Here is a 19,810-nt window from a genome sequence, read left to right on the forward strand (position 1 = left end):
GCGATACGCTGGTTAACATGCACGCCGTCCCTTCTAGGCATCGTGTGTTGCCTGTCTCGTGTCTCAGTAGCTCAATTGGATAGAGCATCCCCCTCCTAAGGGGAAGGTTGCAGGTTCAAATCCTGCCTGGGACGCCATCTTGCGATCTCTCTCTTTGCAGAACGCCTCAGCGTTGCTCGCCAAGCGACACGTGTTCACTTTGTGCAGGCCGCGCCCGCGTGTAGCTCAAGGCGAAGTGTGCCAGCAGCCCAAAGATCAACCCCCAGAAGGCTGCGCCCAGGCCGAGGAAGCTCATGCCCGAAGCGGTCACCAGGAAGGTGATCAGCGCCGGTTCGCGTTGTTTCTCGTCGGCCATGGCGCCGGTAAGGCCCGTGGCGATCGCGCCGAACAGGGCCAGGCCGGCGAGGGCGGCGATCATTTCCCTCGGCAGGGCGGCGAACACCGAAGCCAGGGTGGCGCCGAAGGTCCCCATCAGCAGGTAGAAGGCGCCGCAGGCAATGCCGGCGATATAGCGCTTGTCGGCATTCTCATGAGCTTCCCGGCCTGTGCAAATGGCTGCGGTGATCGCCGCCAGGTTGACGCCGTGGCAGGCAAAGGGTGCGAGCAGCAACGAGCCGATGGCGGTCACCGAGACGATCGGCCGTGCCGGCGTCTGGTAGCCCGATGTACGTAGCACGGCGATACCCGGTACGGACTGGCCGGTGAGTGACACCAAGGCCAGGGGCAGACCGATGTTGATGATGGCGCTCCAGTTCCATTGCGGTGTGGTCCAGACCGGCGTGGCCATTTCCAGTACCAGGGCCTGGCTATCAAGGTGGCCCAGGCTGCTGGCCAGCCCGCCGCCCACGATCAGCACCGCGAGGATGGCGTAGCGCGGCGACAGGCGCTTGAACAGCAGGTAGGTGGCGAGCATCGTCAGCACGAGCACCGGCTGCAGGCTGATCGAGTTGAACAGCTCGGCCCCGAAGCGGAACAGAATGCCTGCCAGCATGGCAGCGGCAATGGCCTTGGGCAGGCGACTCATCAGTTTGTCGAACGCACCGCTCAACGCAATCACCGCGATCAGCAGCGAGGCGACGATGTAGGCGCCTACCGCCTGGGCCAACGATACGCTTGGCAGCATCGACACCAGTAATGCCGCCCCAGGCGTCGACCACGCGGTAATCACCGGCACGCGCAGTTTCCAGCTCAGCAGCATGCCGGTCAGGCCGCTGCCGATGGAAATCGCCCAGATCCACGAAGCGGTCACTTCGTTGCTCAGTTGGGCCTGGTGGGCTGCCTGGAACACGATGATCAGCGGGCCCGCATAGGAGATGATCACCGCGATCAGGCCGGCGACCAGCGCCGAAAGTGAGAAGTCTTTTCCAAGTCGGTCCATGACGAATTCCAGTGAGTAATATTGAATTGATTGAGTCGATTGAGTCGGTGCGAAATGAATCTATACCGTCGTGGCAAGCCAATTCAAGCGTAGCGCTACAAAAATGCGTAGAAATTGCACGGCTTGCGAGATCTGTCGGGCACTTTTGAGTCGATCAATGGATCGATTCAAGTCATGTGATAAGCTGCGACTTCATTCATTTGCACTTCGGTACGTTCCATGTGGGTCCCCCAGATCAGCGAAAGCCATCAGCCCATGTACCTGACCATCGCCGATGCCCTGGCCCGCGACATCGCCAGCGGAACCCTTCGGCGGGGCGAGCGCCTACCCACCCTGCGGGAACTGGCCCAAGCCCTGGACGTCACTCCAGGCACGATCAGCCGTGCCTACATGGAGGCCTCGCGACGCGGGTTGACCCATGGCGAGGTTGGGCGGGGTACCTACGTCCTCGATCGTATTGGTGAAAAGCCCCAGCAGCCTGTGGTAGACAGAAGCCCCGCCGCCCATGCGCAACGGGCCGAGGAGCTCGACCTGTCGATCATCAAGCCCTACGGCGATACCTTGCAGTACTGGTTGCGCAATGCGCTGGTCGAACTGGCCGGGGCCGAACATCTCGAGCAGGCGCTGGACTACCCCCCCGACGGCGGCCACCCGGCGCATCGCGAAGCCGGCGCGCAATGGCTGCGGCACTGGTTGCCTGGCGCCCAGTGGCAGCAAGTGGTAATCACCAGCGGCGCCCAGCATGGGCTGATGGTGGCGCTCAGCGCCATGACCGAGGCCGGTGACCTGGTGCTCTGCGAATCGTTGTGCTACCCGGGCATCATTTCCGCGGCACATGGCCTGGGCCGGCGCCTGCGTGGTGTGCCCATGGACGAACAAGGCATCATTCCCGAGGCCCTGCGTGAGATCTGCCAGCGTGAGCGTCCAGCCATGCTGGTGTGCGTGGCGACCTGTCAGAACCCGACCACGGCGATCATGTCCAACGCCCGCCGTGCGCAAATCGCTGCCCTGGCCGAGGAGTTCGACTTCCTGTTGCTCGATGACGACATCTACGGCTTCCTCGCCACCGATGCCGACACCCGACCGCTGTCGACCTTCGCGCCTGAGCGCTCGATCTACCTCACCAGCCTGTCCAAGTCGGTGGCGCCGGCCTTGCGTACCGGGTACCTGTACAGCCCGGCAAGGATGCTGTCGCGCCTGACATCGATGGTGCGCAGCACGGTGTGGATGCCGTCACCCTTGACCGCGCAACTGGCCAGCCAGGTGATCAATCAGGGGCTTGATGGCCAACTGATCCGTTTGCACCGGGCTGAAGCCGCCGCGCGCCAAGCGATCGCCCGCGAAGTGCTCGGTGACGCGGTGCGTGCGCAGCCTTACAGCTATCACATCTGGCTGAACCTGCCGGAACAGTGGCGCAGCGATGAGTTCGCGCTGTTGGCGCGGGCCAATGGCGTGATCGTCATGAGCGCCAGCCAGTTTCAGGTGGAACGTGGCGATGACCCGCGGGGTGTGCGCGTGGTGTTGATGTCGCCTACCAGCCGTGAAGAGCTGCGTTTTGCCCTGACACGGCTGGCCAGCCTGCTTGAATCAGGCGACCCGAAGCGCTTCTATTGAGTGGCGTGGCCCGCATACGGGCCACGCCCAACCGTCAAAGCTCGATGGTCTTGCGTTTGTCTTCGGCCTGCGCATCCCCCGTGCCCAGGTGCGCGCCCAGCTGGCTGGCAGCTTGTGTACGCTGTGCCTGCTGTTCGAGCTTGGCCTGGGTCTTCATTTCGACATCTTCCTTCATGCGCTGGGCGATCTGCTGGTCGACGATGGCTTTACGCTCCGGTGGCAGCGCGTTGTACTCGTCCTCGGTCAAGCCCAGCTCCTGGAGGATCTTCTCCTTGATCTTCTCTTCCGGCGACTTGGCCATGTAGTCGCGGAACGCCTGGGCGGCGTCGGTTTCTTTCTGCTCGCCGATGCTGGCCTGCTGGCGGGCGGCCACATCCGGGTTCTGCAGCATCACCATCAGCTTGGCGAAGGCTTCCTTGCGGTTGTCCTCGGTGTTCTGCTGCGACGTGCTGCCCTGGCTGCCCTGCTGCGCTGTGCTGTTGCCGGGGGCCGCAACCGGCTCGAATGCAGCCAGTGGCGCCAGGCTCTGGTCGCTGGCAATGCGGTTATACGATTGTATCGGGGCCTGCCAGCTCAGGCCGTTGGCTGAAATCAGCATGTCTCCTCCTTGAATGGTTCATCGAACGCGACAAATGGGGCAAAAGCTGTGCCAGTGCGGGCGGTGGTGTGAAATAGCCCGTCCGGGCTATATCGACATGTGCGCTGTGGGCATATGCTTGCCCGGCAGAGGAACAGGATTGCCACATGCGGCAATTCGGGTAACGCCGGCAGCACCGAAACCGGGGCGCAGTTGCCGGCTGGTTTAAGGAGAGCGTCCCATGAGTAAGGCACCAAGGCCCATACCGGCCGGTTTCAGCGAACAGCAACTGCACACCTTGTTCGATCTGATCAGCGATGGCATCTGGGATTGGGATGCCAACAGCGGGTACGTCTACCGCAACCCAGGCTGGTACGCGATGCTGGGTTACCCCAGCCACTCGATGGACAATTCGGTGCTCACCTGGGAGAGCGTGATCCACCCGGAGGACTATCCGCGAGTCATGGCCCACTTCGAGGCCTACATCAACCGGCGCAACGAGCACTATCGCATCGAGTACCGCTGCCGCTGCCAGGACGGCAGCTACCTGTGGATTGAGGACAGCGGCCACATCATCGCCCGCAACGGGGACGGCTCGGTGGCGCGCATGCTCGGCGCCCATCGCAACATCGACGCTGGCAAGCGCCTGGTGGCGGAGCTTGAGCAGCGCAACCAGTCGCTGGAGAGCCAGGTAGCCGAGCGCACCCGCGAGCTGTCCTGGGTCAATCAACAGCTGCAACGCCAGTTGGACGAGAACCGTGAGCTGGCCGAGCGCGACGCGTTGACCCGCACCGCCAACCGCTACCGCCTGGAAAAGACCCTGGAGCAGGAGTGCGAGCGGGCCCGGCGCTACCGCCAGCCGCTGGCGCTGATTGCCATGGACCTGGACGATTTCAAACCGATCAATGACCTGCACGGCCATGCCCGCGGCGATGCGGCGCTGGTCGAGGTGAGCGAGCGCATTCATGAGTGCCTGCGCGCTCAGGATCTGCTGGCACGCTGGGGTGGCGACGAGTTTGTCGTGGTCCTGCCGCAGACCACGCTTGAGGAGGCGCGCGAAGCAGCGCGCCGGATTCGCCAGGCCGTGGCCGCGATCGCGCGAATCGGCGAGTGTCAGCTGACCATGAGCTATGGGGTGGTGCAATGGCGAGACGGGGAGGACCAGCGCAAGCTGCTGGCCCGCGCCGACAAAGCCCTGTACCAGGCCAAGGCGGCGGGCAAGGACGCGATCGTGCACCAACCCATTTTGTAGCAGCCAGCGTCGCTGGCGGAGGGTGTGATGTTGGTTGTGTGTTGAGGCTGTTCGCCAGCAAGGCTGGCTCCTGCACCCTCCCGGGCCAGGGGCGTGTTGGCAAAAAAATGCCCGCTGCGCCTGGTAACGCAACGGGCCAAATCGGCTATTGCCGCTTCAGTGTCTAGATGTGCAGGGCATGGCCCAGTGCACGCAGTGCCGCTTCCTGGACGGCTTCACCCAGCGTCGGGTGAGCATGGATGGTGCCAGCGACATCCTCCAGTCGTGCGCCCATCTCCAGCGACTGGGCGAAGGCTGTGGACAACTCCGAGACTGCCACGCCCACCGCTTGCCAGCCGAGGATCAAGTGGTTGTCGCGGCGCGCCACCACCCGCACGAAACCGCTTTTCGATTCCAGGCTCATGGCCCGGCCGTTGGCGGCGAAAGGGAACTGCGCGACGATGCAGTCCAGCCCTTGCTGGCTGGCCTGTTCCGGCGTAGTGCCCGCCACCACGACTTCCGGGTCGGTGAAGCACACCGCGGCGATGGCGCTGGGCTCGAAACGTCGGCTCTTGCCGGCAATCATCTCGGCGACCATCTCGCCCTGGGCCATGGCCCGATGGGCCAGCATGGGTTCGCCCGCCACGTCGCCGATGGCCCAGACATTGCGCATGCTGGTCTGGCAGCGTTCGTCGATGGCGATGGCCGCGCCGTTCATCCTCAGGTCCAGGCTTTCCAGACCGAAGCCCTGGGTGCGTGGGCGACGGCCCACGGCGACCAGTACCTGATCGGCCTCCAGGCGCAGTTCCGTGCCTTGGCCATCGCGGGCCAGCAGGCAGCCATCGGCATACCCCTGAACGCTATGGCCAAGGTGCAGGGCAATGCCCAGCTTCTTGATCGAGTCGGCCACCGGGGCGGTCAGCTCGGCATCGTAGGTCGGCAGGATGCGCTCACGCGCTTCCACCACGCTGACCTTGGCCCCCAGCTTGCGGTAGGCGATACCCAGCTCCAGGCCGATGTAGCCGCCGCCGACCACCACCAGGTGTTGCGGCACGCGCTTGGGCGCCAGGGCTTCGGTGGACGAGATGATCGGCCCGCCGATCGGCAGCATCGGCAGCTCGACGCTGTTCGAGCCGGTAGCCAGCAGCAGGTGCTCGCAGTGGATGCGCTGGCCGTCGACCTCGACGCTCTTGCCGTCGAGGATCTTCGCCCAGCCATGGATCACCTTCACGCCGTGCTTTTTCAGCAGGGCGGCGACGCCGCTGGTGAGGCGGTCGACGATGCCATCCTTCCATTCGACGCTGCGGCTGATGTCCAGGCGCGGCGACGATACGCTGATGCCCAGTGCCGACGGTTCGGTATAGCGGCTGGTCTGGTGGAACTGCTCGGCCACGTGGATCAGCGCCTTGGACGGGATGCAGCCGATGTTCAGGCAGGTGCCCCCCAGCGCCTGGCCTTCGACCAGCACGGTGGGGATGCCCAGTTGCCCGGCACGGATAGCGGCCACGTAGCCGCCGGGGCCGCCACCGATGATCAGCAGGGTGGTGTTGAGGATTTCTGGCATGATCACTCCACGAACAGGCAGGCGGGCTGTTCCAGCAGGCCGCGCACGGCCTGGATGAACAGCGCGGCATCCATGCCGTCGACCACGCGATGGTCGAACGAGCTGGACAGGTTCATCATCTTGCGCACGACGATCTGGCCGTCGATCACCACCGGCCGTTCGACCATGCGGTTGACGCCGACGATCGCCACTTCCGGGGTGTTGACCACCGGCGTGCTGACGATACCGCCCAGCGCCCCAAGGCTGGTCAGGGTGATGGTCGAGCCGGACAGCTCTTCACGGGTCGCCTTGTTGTTACGTGCAGCATGGGCCACCCGGGCAATCTCGCTGGCGTTGCTCCACAGGCTGCCGGCTTCGGCATGGCGCAGCACCGGTACCATCAGGCCGTTGTCACCCTGGGTGGCGATGCCCACATGCACCGCACCGTGGCGGGTGATGACCTGGGCTTCGTCGTCGTAGGTGGCGTTGATCTGCGGGAAGTCGCGCAGGGCGACGACCATGGCGCGTACCAGGAACGGCAGCAGCGTCAGCTTGCCGCGGCTGTCGCCATGCTTGGCGTTGAGCTGCTGGCGCAGGGCTTCGAGCGCGGTGACGTCGATTTCTTCCACATAGCTGAAGTGGGCCACGCGGCGCTTGGCATCCTGCATGCGCTGGGCGATCTTGCGGCGCAGGCCGATCACCGGCACCTGTTCGCTGTCGGTGCGCTTGCCGTAGCCGCCCGGCGCTTGGCCGGCGCCGCTCTGCGGTTTGCTGATGAACGCGTCGAGGTCTTCGTGCAGGATGCGCCCGGCCGGGCCGCTGCCATGCACGTAGCGCAGCTCGATACCGGCATCCAGCGCGCGCTTGCGTACGGCAGGGGAGGCCAGCGGTTTTTCGTGTGCCTCGCGCGGCACGATCGGCGCGGCGACATGCCCCGCCGCAACCTGCGGCCGAGCTTCTGCACGCGGCTCAGGCTTGGCTTCGGCCACCACGGGCGTGGCGGGTGCCTCGGCCGGCTTGCTGTGCGGGGTATCGACATGGTTGCCGCTGCCCTCGACCTCGATGCGGATCAGCTCGCTGCCGACCGCCATCACTTCGCCTGGCTGGCCACCCAGGGCCAACACCTTGCCACTGACCGGCGACGGAATTTCCACGGTGGCCTTGTCGGTCATGACATCGGCCACCACCTGGTCCTCGGCGATCACATCGCCGACCTTGACGAACCACTCGACCAACTCGACCTGCGCGATGCCTTCACCGATATCCGGCATCTTGATGACGTGCGTGCCCATTCAGACCTCCATGACCCGTTTCAATGCCGCGCCTACCCGCGAAGGGCCGGGGAAGTAAGCCCATTCCTGTGCGTGGGGGTAGGGGGTGTCCCAACCGGTGACGCGCTCGATCGGCGCCTCGAGGTGATGGAAGCAGTGCTCCTGGACCAGCGACACCAGTTCGGCGCCGAAGCCGCAGGTGCGGGTGGCTTCGTGCACCGCCACGCAGCGGCCGGTCTTCTTCACCGACTCGACGATGGTCTCCAGGTCCAGCGGCCACAGGCTACGCAGGTCGATGACCTCGGCGTCGACGCCGGTTTCTTCAGCCGCCACTTGCGAGACATACACGGTGGTGCCGTAGGTCAGCACGGTGACGTCGTTACCCGGGCGCACGATCGCCGCCTTGTCCAGTGGCACCGTGTAGTAGCCATCCGGCACGGCGCTGTGCGGGTGCTTGGCCCAGGGGGTTACCGGGCGATCGTGGTGGCCGTCGAACGGGCCGTTATACAGGCGCTTGGGCTCGAGGAAGATCACCGGGTCGTCGCATTCGATCGAGGCGATCAACAGGCCCTTGGCGTCGTAGGGGTTGGAGGGCATGACGGTACGCAGGCCGCACACCTGGGTGAACATCGCTTCCGGGCTCTGGCTGTGGGTCTGCCCGCCGTAGATGCCGCCGCCGCAGGGCATGCGCAGCGTCAGCGGGGAGATGAACTCGCCGGCCGAGCGATAGCGCAGGCGCGCCATCTCCGAGACGATCTGGTCGGAGGCCGGGTAGAAGTAGTCGGCGAACTGGATCTCGACCACCGGGCGCAGGCCATAGGCGCCCATGCCCACGGCGGTGCCGACGATGCCGCTTTCGGAGATCGGCGCGTCGAACACCCGCGATTTGCCGTACTTGGTCTGCAAGCCTTCGGTGCAGCGGAAAACGCCGCCGAAGTAGCCAACGTCCTGGCCATAGACCACCACGTTGTCGTCGCGCTCGAGCATGACATCCATGGCCGAGCGCAGGGCCTGGATCATGGTCATGGTGGTGGTGGACATGGCGTTTTCCAGGTCGATGCTGTTGTTGTGATCGTTCATGTTCAGACCCCCAGTTCCTGGCGCTGACGGCGCAGGTGGTCAGGCATGTCCTTGTACACATCCTCGAACATCGAGGCCGCGCTGGGGATATGGCCATTGCTCAGGGTGCCGAACTGCTCGGCGTCCTTCTGTGCCTTGATCACCTCGGCTTCAAGCTCCGCACTGACCGCCTGGTGCTCGTCTTCGGACCAGTGCCCGGCTTTGATCAGGTGCTGCTTGAGGCGGGCGATCGGATCACCCAGCGGGAAGTGGCTCCAGTCGTCGGCGGGGCGGTACTTGGACGGATCGTCCGAAGTGGAGTGCGGGCCGGCGCGGTAGGTGACCCATTCGATCAGCGTTGGGCCCAGGCCGCGGCGGGCGCGTTCGGCGGCCCAGCGCGAGGCGGCATAGACGGCGATGAAGTCGTTGCCGTCGACTCGCAGCGAAGCGATGCCGCAACCCACGCCACGGCCGGCGAAGGTGGTCGACTCGCCACCGGCGATGGCCTGGAAGGTCGAGATCGCCCACTGGTTGTTGACCACGTTCAGAATGACCGGGGCGCGGTACACGTGGGCGAAGGTCAGGGCGGTGTGGAAGTCGGACTCGGCGGTTGCGCCGTCGCCGATCCAGGCCGAGGCGATTTTCGTGTCGCCCTTGATCGCCGAGGCCATGGCCCAGCCGACCGCCTGGACGAACTGGGTGGCCAGGTTGCCGCTGATGGTGAAGAAGCCGGCTTCGCGCACCGAGTACATGATCGGCAGCTGGCGGCCCTTGAGCGGGTCGCGGGTGTTCGATAGCAATTGGCAGATCATGTCCACCAGCGACACGTCGCGGGCCATCAGGATGCTCTGCTGGCGGTAGGTGGGGAAGCACATGTCGGTGCGGTTCAGCGCCAGTGCCTGGCCGCTGCCGATGGCTTCCTCGCCGAGACTTTGCATGTAGAACGACATTTTCTTCTGGCGCTGGGCCACGACCATGCGGCTGTCGAAGATGCGCGTCTTGAGCATGGCGCGCATGCCCTGGCGCAGCACCTGCGCATCGATGCCCTCGGCCCACGGGCCAACGGCGTCGCCGTGCTCGTTGAGCACGCGGACCAGGCTGCCGGAAAGGTCGGCAGTGTCGGCAGGTTCTACATCGATGGGCGGTTTACGGACTTGACCCGCGTCGTTCAGGCGCAGGTAGGAGAAATCGGTCTGGCAGCCTGGCCGGCCTGTAGGCTCGGGCACATGCAGACGCAGGGGGGCGTACTCGTTCATTGCTTTTTACGCTCGCTCGGATGTTGTTTTTGTGAGCTTTGAAGCGGCCGCCGCTGAGTGCCGGCTTGTGACTGGCAGGTCAGCGTCTGTTACATCATAGGGGGACGGCAGGAGAATTTTTCTCTCATGTTCATTGCCTTTGTTCTGCGCCGGAGATAAACATTCCGCACAAACACAAAAACCAGGTGAATTTGTCTCATGCGTAAACTGGATCGCACCGATATCGGCATTCTCAACAGCCTTCAGGAAAACGCCCGCATCACCAACGCGGAGCTTGCGCGTTCGGTCAACCTGTCGCCCACACCCTGCTTCAACCGGGTCAAGGCCATGGAAGAGCTGGGGGTGATCCGCCAGCAGGTCACGTTGCTGTCGCCTGAGGCGCTGGGGCTGGACGTCAACGTGTTCATTCACGTGAGCCTGGAGAAGCAAGTAGAGCAGTCGCTGCACCGGTTCGAAGAAGAGATTGCCGAGCGCCCCGAGGTGATGGAGTGCTACTTGATGACCGGCGACCCCGACTACCTGCTGCGGGTCCTGCTGCCGAGCATCCAGGCGCTGGAGCGCTTTCTCGACTACCTGACGCGCCTGCCCGGCGTGGCGAACATCCGCTCCAGCTTTGCCCTCAAGCAGGTGCGCTACAAGACCGCGTTGCCGTTGCCGGCCAATGGCATGACCTTGCGTGAGCATTGACCCGTCGCTGTTAAACCCGCTCCCACGGGGTGCCAACAATCCTGTGGGGGCGGGTTTACCCGCGAAGAGGACGCCGTGCTCCATGGGGTGCTTGATATTTTAAACACCCCAGGCCTATGTTGTGCTCGTCGCCATTCCCGGCACGCGCACACAACAAGAAGGACAGCGTCATGACGACCGAAGGCCCACGCAATCAGGCTGATTTCCTGAAGGGCATCGACGAGATCGAATGTGTCACCCCCGACCTCAACGGCGTTCCCCGCGGCAAGGTGATGACCGCCGAAGGTTTCCTCGAAGGGCGGCGCCTGCAGATGGCGCGTGGGGTGTTGCTGCAATGCATCATGGGTGGCTACCCGGCGGCGAAGTACTACGGCAGCGACGATGGCGACCTGGCGCTGGTCGCCGAGCCGACGCAGATCTATCGCCTGCCCTGGAGCGACGAACCCCGCGCCCTGGCCATCTGCGATGCAGTCGAACTCGACGGCAGCCCCTCGCAGCTGTCCAGTCGCGGTCAGCTCAAGGCCGTGATCGCGCGCTACGCCGAACGCGGCCTGGCCCCGGTGGTAGCGACCGAGCTCGAGTTCTTCGTATTCGCCCCCAACACCGACCCGCACCGGCCGTTCCAGCCGCCGCTGGGCAAGGATGGCCGGCGGGAGATGGGCCATTCAGCGTTCAGCGTCAGCTCCAACAACGGCCTGCGCCCGTTCTTCAACGAGGTCTACCAGCACATGGCGGCGCTGGGCCTGCCGCGTGACACCTTCATGCACGAGATGGGTGTCAGCCAGTTCGAGATCAACCTGCTGCACGGCGATCCGTTGCTGCTGGCCGACCAGACCTTCCTGTTCAAGCACCTGCTCAAGGAAGTGGCGCTGCGCCATGGCCTGACCGTGGTGTGCATGGCCAAGCCGCTGGCACACACGCCAGGGAGTTCGATGCATATTCACCAGAGCCTGGTGGATATCGCCAGTGGTCGCAACGTGTTCAGCGACGAGCAGGGCAGGGCGACCGATACCTTCCACCACTTCATCGGTGGCCTGCAGGCCTGCCTGGCTGACTTCACCGCGCTGTTCGCGCCGAACGTCAATTCCTACCAGCGCCTGTGTCACCCCTATGCCTCACCGAACAATGCCTGCTGGTCGGAGGATAACCGCGCTGCCGGGCTTCGTATCCCGGCCAGTTCGCCGGCGGCCCGGCGGGTCGAGAACCGTTTGCCGGGCGCCGATGCCAACCCCTACCTGGCCATTGCCGCCAGCCTCGCGGCCGGCCTGCATGGCATCGAACAGCAGATCGCGCCAGCGCCGGCGATCCAGGGCGAGTTCGAAGTACCCGAGCACCTGAGCCTGCCTTGCACCTTGCATGCAGCGCTGGAGCGGCTCAGGCGCAGTGCGCTGGCGCGGGAACTGTTCGGCAATGAGTTCATCGAAGGCTACGTCGCCACCAAGACCCTGGAGCTGACCGATTTCTTCGATGAAATCACACCTTGGGAGCGCCGGGTGCTGGCTGCGCAGGCCTGAGCGCGACACAACCTCCTCTGGATGCGCCCCCTCGCGGTCATTTTCGCCGCAGGGGGCCTGCGTCGCGGCTAATTTGCTTTTATGCTTGCCTGCAACCCAATGCCACCTGCGCCAGGAGCCTGACGGGACGTATGCGTAATATCTGGAAGCCGTTTCAGTCGCTGTACTTCGCTGCCTTGATGATGCTGATCGGCTCGGGCCTGCTCAGCACTTACCTGGCGTTGCGCCTGGCTGCGGACCACGTCGACAGTCTATGGATCGGCGCGCTGATGGCGGCCAACTATTTCGGCCTGGCGGTGGGCGGTAAGGTCGGCCATCGGTTGATCGGGCGGGTCGGGCATATCCGCGCCTATGCCACCTGTGCCGGCATCGTCTGCGCGGCGGTGCTCGGGCATGGCATGACCAACTGGTTGCCGGTCTGGATCGGGCTGCGGATGATCGTCGGCCTGGGCATGATGTGCCAGTACATGGTGATCGAGAGCTGGCTCAACGAGCAGGCCGATGCCAAGCATCGCGGCGCGGTGTTTAGCGGCTACATGATCGCTTCTTATCTAGGGCTGGTGCTCGGCCAGTTGATTCTGGTGGTGCATCCGCAGTTGGGGCCGGAGCTGCTGATGCTGGTAGCCATGTGCTTCGCCCTGTGCCTGGTGCCCGTGGCCATGACCCGGCGCATCCACCCCGCACCGTTGCGCCCGGCACCGATGGAGCCGAAGTTCTTCATCAAGCGGGTTCCGCAATCGCTCTCCACTGTGCTGGGCTCAGGATTGATCGTCGGCTCGTTCTACGGTTTGGCGCCGCTGTATGCCACCAGCCAGGGCATGTCCACCGAGCAGATCGGTCTGTTCATGGGTAGCTGCATCCTGGCTGGCCTGGTGGTGCAGTGGCCGCTGGGCTGGCTCTCTGACCGCTACGACCGTGCGGTACTGATACGCAGTGTGGCAATCGGACTGGCGCTGGCTTCGGCGCCTCTGGCGATCCTGCCAGGCGTGCCGCTGGAGTTGCTGTTCGCCATCGGGTTCGTCATCTCGCTGCTGCAGTTCTGCCTCTATCCACTGGCAGTGGCATTCTCCAACGACCATGTGGAGAGCGAGCGGCGGGTGTCGCTGACTGCCATGCTGTTGGTGACCTATGGCGTGGGTGCGTGCATCGGGCCGTTGGCGGCGGGGGTGCTGATGAAGGTGCTGGGCCCGCAGATGCTGTATGCGTTCTTCGTGTTCTTTGCGCTGGTGCTGGTCTGGCGCATTCGGCCCAAGGCGGTTACCGGGCTGCACCAGGTCCAGGATGCACCGCTGGGGCACGTGGCCATGCCGGCGGCCGGTTCGCCACTGTCGGCTGCACTTGATCCGCGGGTCGATGAGCAAACCGTGCAGGAGGTGATGCAGACGCCAGTGGCTGCTGAGGATACCGAGGAGGAGGCGGTTGCGCAGGAGCAGGGGGCTAAACGGGAGCCTGAAGTGGGCAAGCAGGTTTAAACGCTCATCGAAGACCGCGCCTCGGAGCAGTCACAACTCAAATTCCCACTCGCCATTGCTTTCGAGCACGATATTGCGCAGGGTGAAGGTCAGTATCTCACCCTCCTGCTCGCTTGCATTCAGGTACGACCCATTCCCTCGGCCATTGACCAAAGCTCTGGTCTGGGAGACACGATGCCCATGGTGGTCGCGAATATAGAACTCGATAGTCTCGGCGCTGTTCACATTACCGTCCCATTTTTGTAGCGGTTCGATCCTCCAGATGTACTCTTGGCTCCCATGAATGAGAGTACTGATCGCATCGATGTATCGTCCTGCTATGTGAGTGCCATACAGCCCCAGCCAGCCATTTTTGTTGCGCTCGAGTCTGGCGTCTATGTAGTCCCATTCGTCGGCACAGCTGATGGCGTATAGGATGCGATCACTGTTCTTTTTATGGAACTTGAAGTTGAATGAGACTGCCTTGAATCCCTCCTGGTTCGTGCGTGCATTGCGGGTGCACAGCCAGCCATCTTCGTCGGCGCTGGTGATAATGTTGTCGGTGAATGAGGTGTCTGCAACACCAACCTGGCCGTGTCGGCAGTGCAGCTCGGCAGTGAAATTCTCAAGAATCATGAAGCCTCCTGTTGCTGATGGTGCCCTGGATGGGCTTGAGGCCTGCATCATTAAGCAATTGTGTGCACTGACATCAGCTGGACGCCTTTCCAGCCTTGGGCGATGGCCAACAACGAAAACGCCACCCGATGGGTGGCGTTTGCATGTCTGGCGGTTGATCAGTAGTCGTCTTTATCGAAGCGCCGCGCCTCGCGCTGCAGCTGGTACACAAAGCTCTCGATCTTGCGCTGCGCCTGGCTGCGGATCACGTCGATAGCCTGAAGTCGAGGAAGGGCGTGCGGTGTAGGGTGTCAACGTCTGTCGAAACCCTATTGCGCGAGCCATCACCCGCGTAACCATGCGGTAAGGGCCAAGGATTCAGGACACTTTGATGTTACGCAGGTGGAATTTCAGTATTTCACCGTCGAGGTTACTTGCGTTGAGATACAGCAGTGTCCTCTCTCTACCTGTAATTTCACTCCATTCGACCTCAGTCTGCGCGACTCTATAGCCCCAGCGGTCGCGCAGCCAGAACTCCTTGCCTTCAGCGCTTGCGGCCTCGCCGTTCCAGTCATCCAAGACTTCGATTTCCCATCTATGCGGGGCGCTAAAAAAATGGTTAAAGGGATTCAGGGCGTCCGTAATGCGCCCTACAATATGTGTTCCATATAGGCCCACCCAGCCGTTGTGGTTACGCTCGAGCTTCGCGCCGTCGAAGTTCCAGGTTCCAACGGCGTTGATTCGGTAATGATTTTTGCCATCAATCGTGTCAATGAATTTGAAGGAAAAAGTGATGGGTGTGAAACCGAGGTTTTTCGGTCGAGTATTCTCTGTGCACAGCCATCCGTCCTGATCAATAGCGGTTGAGGTGAGGGATAGCGCTGGCGTGTCAGCGGCGCCTACCTGGCCATATTTGCAATGCAGTTCAGCGGTAAAATCTGTAGGAAGCATAGTGCGGGTACTCTCGAAAAGCGCTCTGGTTGAGCGCAGAGAATTCACACTATTCCGTCAGACGCCCGCGCATAAGTTGGAAGCGGTTGCTCCCTTAGCGCCGGTTCCGGCTTGTATTGCAAATGGGAAAATGCAAACGCCACCCAATGGGTGGCGTTTGCGCATCAGGCATAAGGATCAATAATCGTCTTTGTCGAACCGCCGCGCTTCGCGCTGCAGTTGATAGACGAAACTCTCGATCTTGCGTTGCGCCTGGCCACTGAGGTTGTGGAAGCGCACGCCGGCGAAAGTGGTGTTGATGCGCTCCTCGAAATGCAGGTGACGGAGCTCGACCATGGTGTCGGTGAGACCTAGCGGGTTAGCGGCCTTGAAGCGCTCATACACCTGGCCCAGTTGCAGACGCTCTTCGACATTGCCGTCGAAACGCAGCTTGCAGCCGGTGGCGGAGATGTCCAGCAACTTGCCACGCAGGGCGCCGTTACCCTTCAGGTGGGTGCCGTCGAGGACGACGTCGACCAGTTGCGACAGTTTCAGCGCCGCGCGGAAGGCGTTGCGGCGCTGGTGATAAGTGACCTCGTCGGGCAACGGGCCGCGGTAGCAGCGGTGGCCATCGATCTCGGTGATGGTCAGGGGCGTGCTGGATTCCCAGGCGATGCGTACGCCATCGTGGAAGCCTTCGACGCGGAACGGTTCGCCGTTCTCGATGAACCGCTCGCCATCGCGTGGGATCATTTCGTCCAGCGCCAGCACGCCGGCGTCACGGTCGACATGCACCACGTAGCTCTGGAATCGCTGGCTGCGCTCATGGAAGCTGATGATCAGCGGATCGTGGCTGTCCAGCAGCTGGCGCAGGTTGGCCGTGATCTCCAGAGGGGTGGTGAGCACCTTTGGTGGCTGGGGAGCATCGGTTTCATTGAACACGGGTTTTCAATCTCCAGGCAAAAACGTCACACGCAAGTTACGGCATTTTGCCAGTATGTTCCGTGCCTTGATAGAACTAATCACACCTGGCTGAGCGCCCGGGGCTTGGCCATTGGCGAGGTGGTGCCACGGCTGTCGTACAGCGAAGGGGAATCGCCGCCGTTGAGGATTCTGATCTGGTTGGCCGTGGCGTGCTGTTGCACCTGGATGATCCGGCCATTGGTCTCGTTGACCTTCTGGCAGGTGTCCATCAGCTGGGTGAGCACATCGAGTTGCTGCAGAATGATCTCGCCGTTGCTCGACTGCGCTGCCACAGCCTGCACGCCGGAACGGTCACAGCTCAGGCCGAGCTCGCTGAGCAGTTGGTTGCGGCGCATGCCCTGCTGTTCGAGCAAGACCACCAGTGACTGTTTGCGGGCCAGGATCTGCTCCAGGACCTGCATGTCACGGCCGTGCAGGGCCACTGTCTCCTTTTGCAGAAGGTCGAGCAGTTCCTGCGTGGGCGCGATGTCGTCTTCGATCAATTGCAGCAGCGTGATGTCGTGCATGGCTAACTCTTGGCTCGTTGCGTCCTTGAAGCCAGCGCGTCTGGATTCAGCGCTGGGCTTCGAAATCTAGCAGTTTGCTGGCGACCCGGCCGGCATCGACCTTGTAGCTGCCGTCGGCGATGGCCTGCTTCAACTCGGCCACGCGGGCGCTATTGACGGCGGGCTGGTCGCGCAGCTTATCGCTGATCTTCTGCAACTGCTGGGCCTCTTGGCTCAGGTGTACCGCTTCTCCGCTGGCATTGGCGCGGGCTGGCGCTTCGCTGGCTGCGCCGGCTTTATCGGCGTTGCCGGGCGCGGCATTGCCGCGAACGCCGCCGGTGACGGACGGAGAAGTATTCAAGCGACTGAAGTCGATGACCATGATCAGAACCTCTGGGTATTTGGACGCATGCCCTGTTTTCGGCCAACCCGAACAAAACTTTAGCCAGGAATGCATCGCCGCCTGTCTGCAGGCTGGCGTTACCCGATTTTCGACACAGTTTAGGGTGCAAGGTGCCTCACCGCCAGCGTTCTGTCGCTATAGGGCGATCAAAGGGTTACATGGCCACCTCGACCTGGCCGGGGCCTGTGACCCGGGCCTTGACCACGCGTTTGGAGTTGAGGTTGCGTACCCGGATCTGTTCCTGCAGCCCGCCTTTGCTCAAGGCTTCGCCTGGCATGCGTACGCTGAGGGTGCCGCTGCGCGCGATGATCACCACGTGGTCACCCTTCTGTATCACCTCCGCCTGCTGCATCGCCTGTTGCGTCAATACCTGGTCGATCACCGTGGGCCTGAGCAGTTTCATGCCCACGGCCTGGTCCAGTTGCGTCAGGTAGCCCGGCCCCAGGGTGCCGACATCACGCTCGCGCAGGGCCACGTCGCCGTCGCCGATCACGCTTTCGCGCTTGAGTGGCCGGGTCATCACCACCACCTCGCGCAGCAGCCGCACCTGGGCGGGCACGAACACCGTCCACGGGGCGCTGCCCTCGCAGCGCACCTTCACGGTGACGCGGCCGAGCGGGGTGGGGCTTTCCAGCGAGGCGTCCAGTTGCTGGCTGCACAGCGGCATGCGCAGGCGCGGATCGAGCTTGTTGACCTCGATCTCGTAGCGCCCGCTGGTCTGGGTGGTCGCCAAGTAATCTTCCACGGTGAATTCAAGAAACCCTTGGGTGACACCGATAAGCTGTTCAGGCAAGGTAACGGAATCCGCCAGCGTGTGAGCGCCGGGTGCCATGAGGCACAGCGCGGCCAGACAGCCCTTGAGCTGGCGCGTCAGTCGTCGGAAAAATGTCGTTTTCGTGTACATGGTGCTCAAAAAAGCAAAGCCCGTGCCGATTCGCTGCACAGGCAATCGTTGAAGGAGTCCGGCATGGCTGGAGTGATGGATTCGGTCAACCAGCGCACCCAACTGGTGGGTCAGAATCGCCTGGAGCTGCTGTTGTTCCGCCTCAATGGCGACCAGCTCTACGGCATTAACGTGTTCAAGGTCCGGGAGGTGCTGCAGTGCCCGGAACTGACGCTGCTGCCCAAATCCCACCCGGTGGTGCGCGGCGTGGCCAACATTCGCGGGGCGACCATCCCGATCCTGGACCTGTCGATGGCGACTGGTCTACCTGGGTTGAAGGAAGAAACGCGTAAAAGCTTCGTGATCATCACGGAGTACAACACCAAGACCCAGGGTTTTCTGGTGCACTCGGTCGAGCGCATCGTCAACATGAACTGGGAAGAGATCCATCCGCCACCCAAGGGTACCGGCCGCGATCACTACCTCACCGCCGTGACCCGGGTCGACAACCGCATGGTCGAGATCGTCGACGTGGAAAAAGTGCTGGCGGAGGTGGCGCCGTCGTCCGAGTCGGTGTCTGAAGGTGTGATCGACGCCGAGGTGCAGGACAAGGCCGTGCTGCTGCGGGTGCTGACCGTCGATGATTCGTCGGTGGCGCGCAAGCAGGTCAGCCGCTGCCTGCAGACCGTCGGCGTCGAGGTGGTGGCGCTCAATGATGGCCGTCAGGCCCTGGACTACCTGCGCAAGCTGGTGGACGAGGGCAAGCGACCCGAGGACGAGTTCCTCATGATGATCTCGGATATCGAGATGCCGGAGATGGATGGCTATACGCTGACCGCGGAGATCCGCAGTGATCCGCGCATGCAGAAACTGCACATCTGCCTGCATACTTCGCTGTCCGGGGTATTCAACCAGGCGATGGTCAAGAAGGTCGGTGCCGATGACTTCCTGGCCAAGTTCAAGCCGGACGACCTTGCCCAGCGCGTGGTCGACCGGATCAAGGCGGCGCATTGAAACGGCCGGGGCTCGTCCCCGGCGCTAGCGATTTAGAAAGAGGCGGCAGCATTGTCTACGGGTAATTTGGATTTCGAACAGTTCCGGGTCTTCCTGGAGAAAGCCTGTGGCATCTTGCTGGGCGAGAATAAGCAGTACCTGGTCTCCAGCCGTCTCAACAAGCTGATGGAGCAGCAGGGCATCAAGTCGCTGGGCGAGCTGGTGCAACGCATCCAGGCGCAGCCGCGGGGCGGCCTGCGCGAGCAGGTGGTCGACGCCATGACCACCAACGAGACGCTGTGGTTTCGCGACACCTACCCCTTTGAAGTGCTCAAGAACAAGGTGATCCCGGAGTTCATCAAGGGCAACCCGGGCCAGCGCCTGCGCATCTGGTCGGCGGCCTGTTCGTCGGGCCAGGAGCCCTACTCGATCTCCATGGCCATCGACGAGTTTGAGCGAAGCAACCTCGGCCAGCTGAAGATGGGCGCGCAGATCGTCGCCACCGACCTGTCCGGGGCGATGCTCAACAACTGCAAGACCGGTGAATACGACAGCTTGGCGATTGCCCGTGGCCTGTCGCAGGAGCGTTTGCAGCGCTACTTCGACCCGAAAGGGCCGGGGCGCTGGGCAATCAAGCCTCCCATCCGCAGCCGCGTCGAGTTTCGCTCCTACAACCTGCTCGACAGCTACGCGCCGCTGGGCAAGTTCGACATCGTGTTCTGCCGCAACGTGCTGATCTACTTCTCGGCCCAGGTCAAGAAGGACATCCTCATGCGCATTCACAGCACCCTGAAGCCGGGCGGCTACCTGTTCCTCGGCGCGTCCGAAGCGCTCAACGGCCTGCCGGACCACTACCAGATGGTGCAGTGCAGCCCGGGCATCATCTACCAGGCCAAGTAAGGTCTGAAAACTAAAAAAGGCCGGTATCGCGAGATA

19 protein-coding genes, 1 tRNA gene and 1 pseudogene are annotated in these 19,810 nt (G+C 62.9%); 8 read left to right on the forward strand and 13 right to left on the reverse strand.

The window, feature by feature from the left end:
* The first annotated feature begins 60 nt into the window (after positions 1–60).
* A tRNA-Arg gene (locus IX761_RS02500) sits at positions 61–137 on the forward strand.
* 29 nt (positions 138–166) lie between these two features.
* On the opposite strand, the gene IX761_RS02505 is transcribed toward IX761_RS02500, so the two are convergent.
* Positions 167–1,378, reverse strand: a complete 1,212-nt coding sequence (locus IX761_RS02505) for a benzoate/H(+) symporter BenE family transporter (RefSeq protein ID WP_194787971.1) — start codon at positions 1,376–1,378, stop codon at positions 167–169.
* A gap of 219 nt (positions 1,379–1,597) precedes the next feature.
* Between IX761_RS02505 and IX761_RS02510 the strand changes: the two genes are divergently transcribed.
* Positions 1,598–2,992: a PLP-dependent aminotransferase family protein gene (locus IX761_RS02510; RefSeq protein WP_194787972.1), complete on the forward strand. Its 1,395-nt coding sequence runs from the start codon at positions 1,598–1,600 to the stop codon at positions 2,990–2,992.
* 34 nt (positions 2,993–3,026) lie between these two features.
* On the opposite strand, the gene IX761_RS02515 is transcribed toward IX761_RS02510, so the two are convergent.
* Positions 3,027–3,590, reverse strand: coding sequence for a hypothetical protein (locus IX761_RS02515; RefSeq protein WP_194787973.1), 564 nt, complete (start codon positions 3,588–3,590; stop codon positions 3,027–3,029).
* A 220-nt stretch (positions 3,591–3,810) separates the two neighbouring features.
* Between IX761_RS02515 and IX761_RS02520 the strand changes: the two genes are divergently transcribed.
* Complete coding sequence (locus tag IX761_RS02520) at positions 3,811–4,821, forward strand: diguanylate cyclase domain-containing protein (RefSeq protein ID WP_194787974.1); 1,011 nt, start codon at positions 3,811–3,813, stop codon at positions 4,819–4,821.
* A 163-nt stretch (positions 4,822–4,984) separates the two neighbouring features.
* On the opposite strand, the gene lpdA is transcribed toward IX761_RS02520, so the two are convergent.
* From lpdA to IX761_RS02540, 4 genes are read right to left on the reverse strand one after another with little or no spacing between them, the layout of a single operon-like run.
* Positions 4,985–6,364: a dihydrolipoyl dehydrogenase gene (gene lpdA, locus IX761_RS02525; protein ID WP_194787975.1), complete on the reverse strand. Its 1,380-nt coding sequence runs from the start codon at positions 6,362–6,364 to the stop codon at positions 4,985–4,987.
* Positions 6,365–6,366: 2 nt separating this feature from the next.
* On the reverse strand, positions 6,367–7,635 hold the full coding sequence (locus tag IX761_RS02530; RefSeq protein WP_194787976.1) for a dihydrolipoamide acetyltransferase family protein: 1,269 nt from the start codon (positions 7,633–7,635) through the stop codon (positions 6,367–6,369).
* Positions 7,636–8,694, reverse strand: a complete 1,059-nt coding sequence (locus IX761_RS02535) for an alpha-ketoacid dehydrogenase subunit beta (RefSeq protein ID WP_194787977.1) — start codon at positions 8,692–8,694, stop codon at positions 7,636–7,638.
* Positions 8,695–8,696: 2 nt separating this feature from the next.
* Positions 8,697–9,929 carry a 3-methyl-2-oxobutanoate dehydrogenase (2-methylpropanoyl-transferring) subunit alpha gene (locus IX761_RS02540; RefSeq protein WP_194787978.1) on the reverse strand — a complete coding sequence of 411 codons (1,233 nt, stop codon included), beginning with the start codon at positions 9,927–9,929 and terminating at the stop codon, positions 8,697–8,699.
* A 198-nt stretch (positions 9,930–10,127) separates the two neighbouring features.
* Here IX761_RS02540 and bkdR point away from each other — a divergent pair, with 198 nt between their 5' ends.
* The 3 genes from bkdR to IX761_RS02555 all read left to right on the forward strand — a co-directional run bounded on the left by bkdR (position 10,128) and on the right by IX761_RS02555 (position 13,602).
* Positions 10,128–10,616: a Bkd operon transcriptional regulator BkdR gene (bkdR, locus tag IX761_RS02545; protein ID WP_125465000.1), complete on the forward strand. Its 489-nt coding sequence runs from the start codon at positions 10,128–10,130 to the stop codon at positions 10,614–10,616.
* A gap of 272 nt (positions 10,617–10,888) precedes the next feature.
* Positions 10,889–12,130, forward strand: a complete 1,242-nt coding sequence (locus IX761_RS02550) for a glutamine synthetase family protein (RefSeq protein ID WP_194788164.1) — start codon at positions 10,889–10,891, stop codon at positions 12,128–12,130.
* 131 nt (positions 12,131–12,261) lie between these two features.
* On the forward strand, positions 12,262–13,602 hold the full coding sequence (locus IX761_RS02555) for an MFS transporter (protein ID WP_194787979.1): 1,341 nt from the start codon (positions 12,262–12,264) through the stop codon (positions 13,600–13,602).
* A 30-nt stretch (positions 13,603–13,632) separates the two neighbouring features.
* Here the strand turns inward: IX761_RS02555 and IX761_RS02560 are convergent, their stop codons facing one another.
* The 7 genes and pseudogenes from IX761_RS02560 to flgA all read right to left on the reverse strand — a co-directional run bounded on the left by IX761_RS02560 (position 13,633) and on the right by flgA (position 17,902).
* Positions 13,633–14,217: a hypothetical protein gene (locus IX761_RS02560; RefSeq protein ID WP_194787980.1), complete on the reverse strand. Its 585-nt coding sequence runs from the start codon at positions 14,215–14,217 to the stop codon at positions 13,633–13,635.
* Positions 14,218–14,375: 158 nt separating this feature from the next.
* Positions 14,376–14,462 (reverse strand): annotated as a pseudogene (locus IX761_RS02565) (pilus assembly protein PilZ); the annotation flags it as partial.
* 112 nt (positions 14,463–14,574) lie between these two features.
* A complete protein-coding gene (locus IX761_RS02570) occupies positions 14,575–15,195 on the reverse strand; it encodes a hypothetical protein (protein WP_194787981.1) in 621 nt (206 codons plus the stop codon).
* A 129-nt stretch (positions 15,196–15,324) separates the two neighbouring features.
* Entirely contained in the window at positions 15,325–16,068 is a 744-nt protein-coding gene (locus tag IX761_RS02575; RefSeq protein WP_194787982.1) for a flagellar brake protein, read from the reverse strand.
* Positions 16,069–16,148: 80 nt separating this feature from the next.
* Positions 16,149–16,616 carry a flagella synthesis protein FlgN gene (locus IX761_RS02580; RefSeq protein WP_194787983.1) on the reverse strand — a complete coding sequence of 156 codons (468 nt, stop codon included), beginning with the start codon at positions 16,614–16,616 and terminating at the stop codon, positions 16,149–16,151.
* Between the two features lie 46 nt (positions 16,617–16,662).
* Positions 16,663–16,977: a flagellar biosynthesis anti-sigma factor FlgM gene (gene flgM / locus IX761_RS02585; protein WP_194787984.1), complete on the reverse strand. Its 315-nt coding sequence runs from the start codon at positions 16,975–16,977 to the stop codon at positions 16,663–16,665.
* Positions 16,978–17,152: 175 nt separating this feature from the next.
* Positions 17,153–17,902, reverse strand: coding sequence for a flagellar basal body P-ring formation chaperone FlgA (gene flgA / locus IX761_RS02590; protein WP_194787985.1), 750 nt, complete (start codon positions 17,900–17,902; stop codon positions 17,153–17,155).
* A 63-nt stretch (positions 17,903–17,965) separates the two neighbouring features.
* Between flgA and IX761_RS02595 the strand changes: the two genes are divergently transcribed.
* Positions 17,966–18,895 (forward strand): chemotaxis protein CheV, encoded by a 930-nt coding sequence (locus IX761_RS02595; protein ID WP_194787986.1) that lies wholly within the window; start codon positions 17,966–17,968, stop codon positions 18,893–18,895.
* Between the two features lie 51 nt (positions 18,896–18,946).
* On the forward strand, positions 18,947–19,774 hold the full coding sequence (gene cheR, locus IX761_RS02600) for a protein-glutamate O-methyltransferase CheR (protein WP_194787987.1): 828 nt from the start codon (positions 18,947–18,949) through the stop codon (positions 19,772–19,774).
* Positions 19,775–19,810: the final 36 nt, after the last annotated feature.

Source organism: Pseudomonas sp. UFMG81 (assembly GCF_015354575.1).
In the GTDB taxonomy this organism is placed as follows: domain Bacteria; phylum Pseudomonadota; class Gammaproteobacteria; order Pseudomonadales; family Pseudomonadaceae; genus Aquipseudomonas.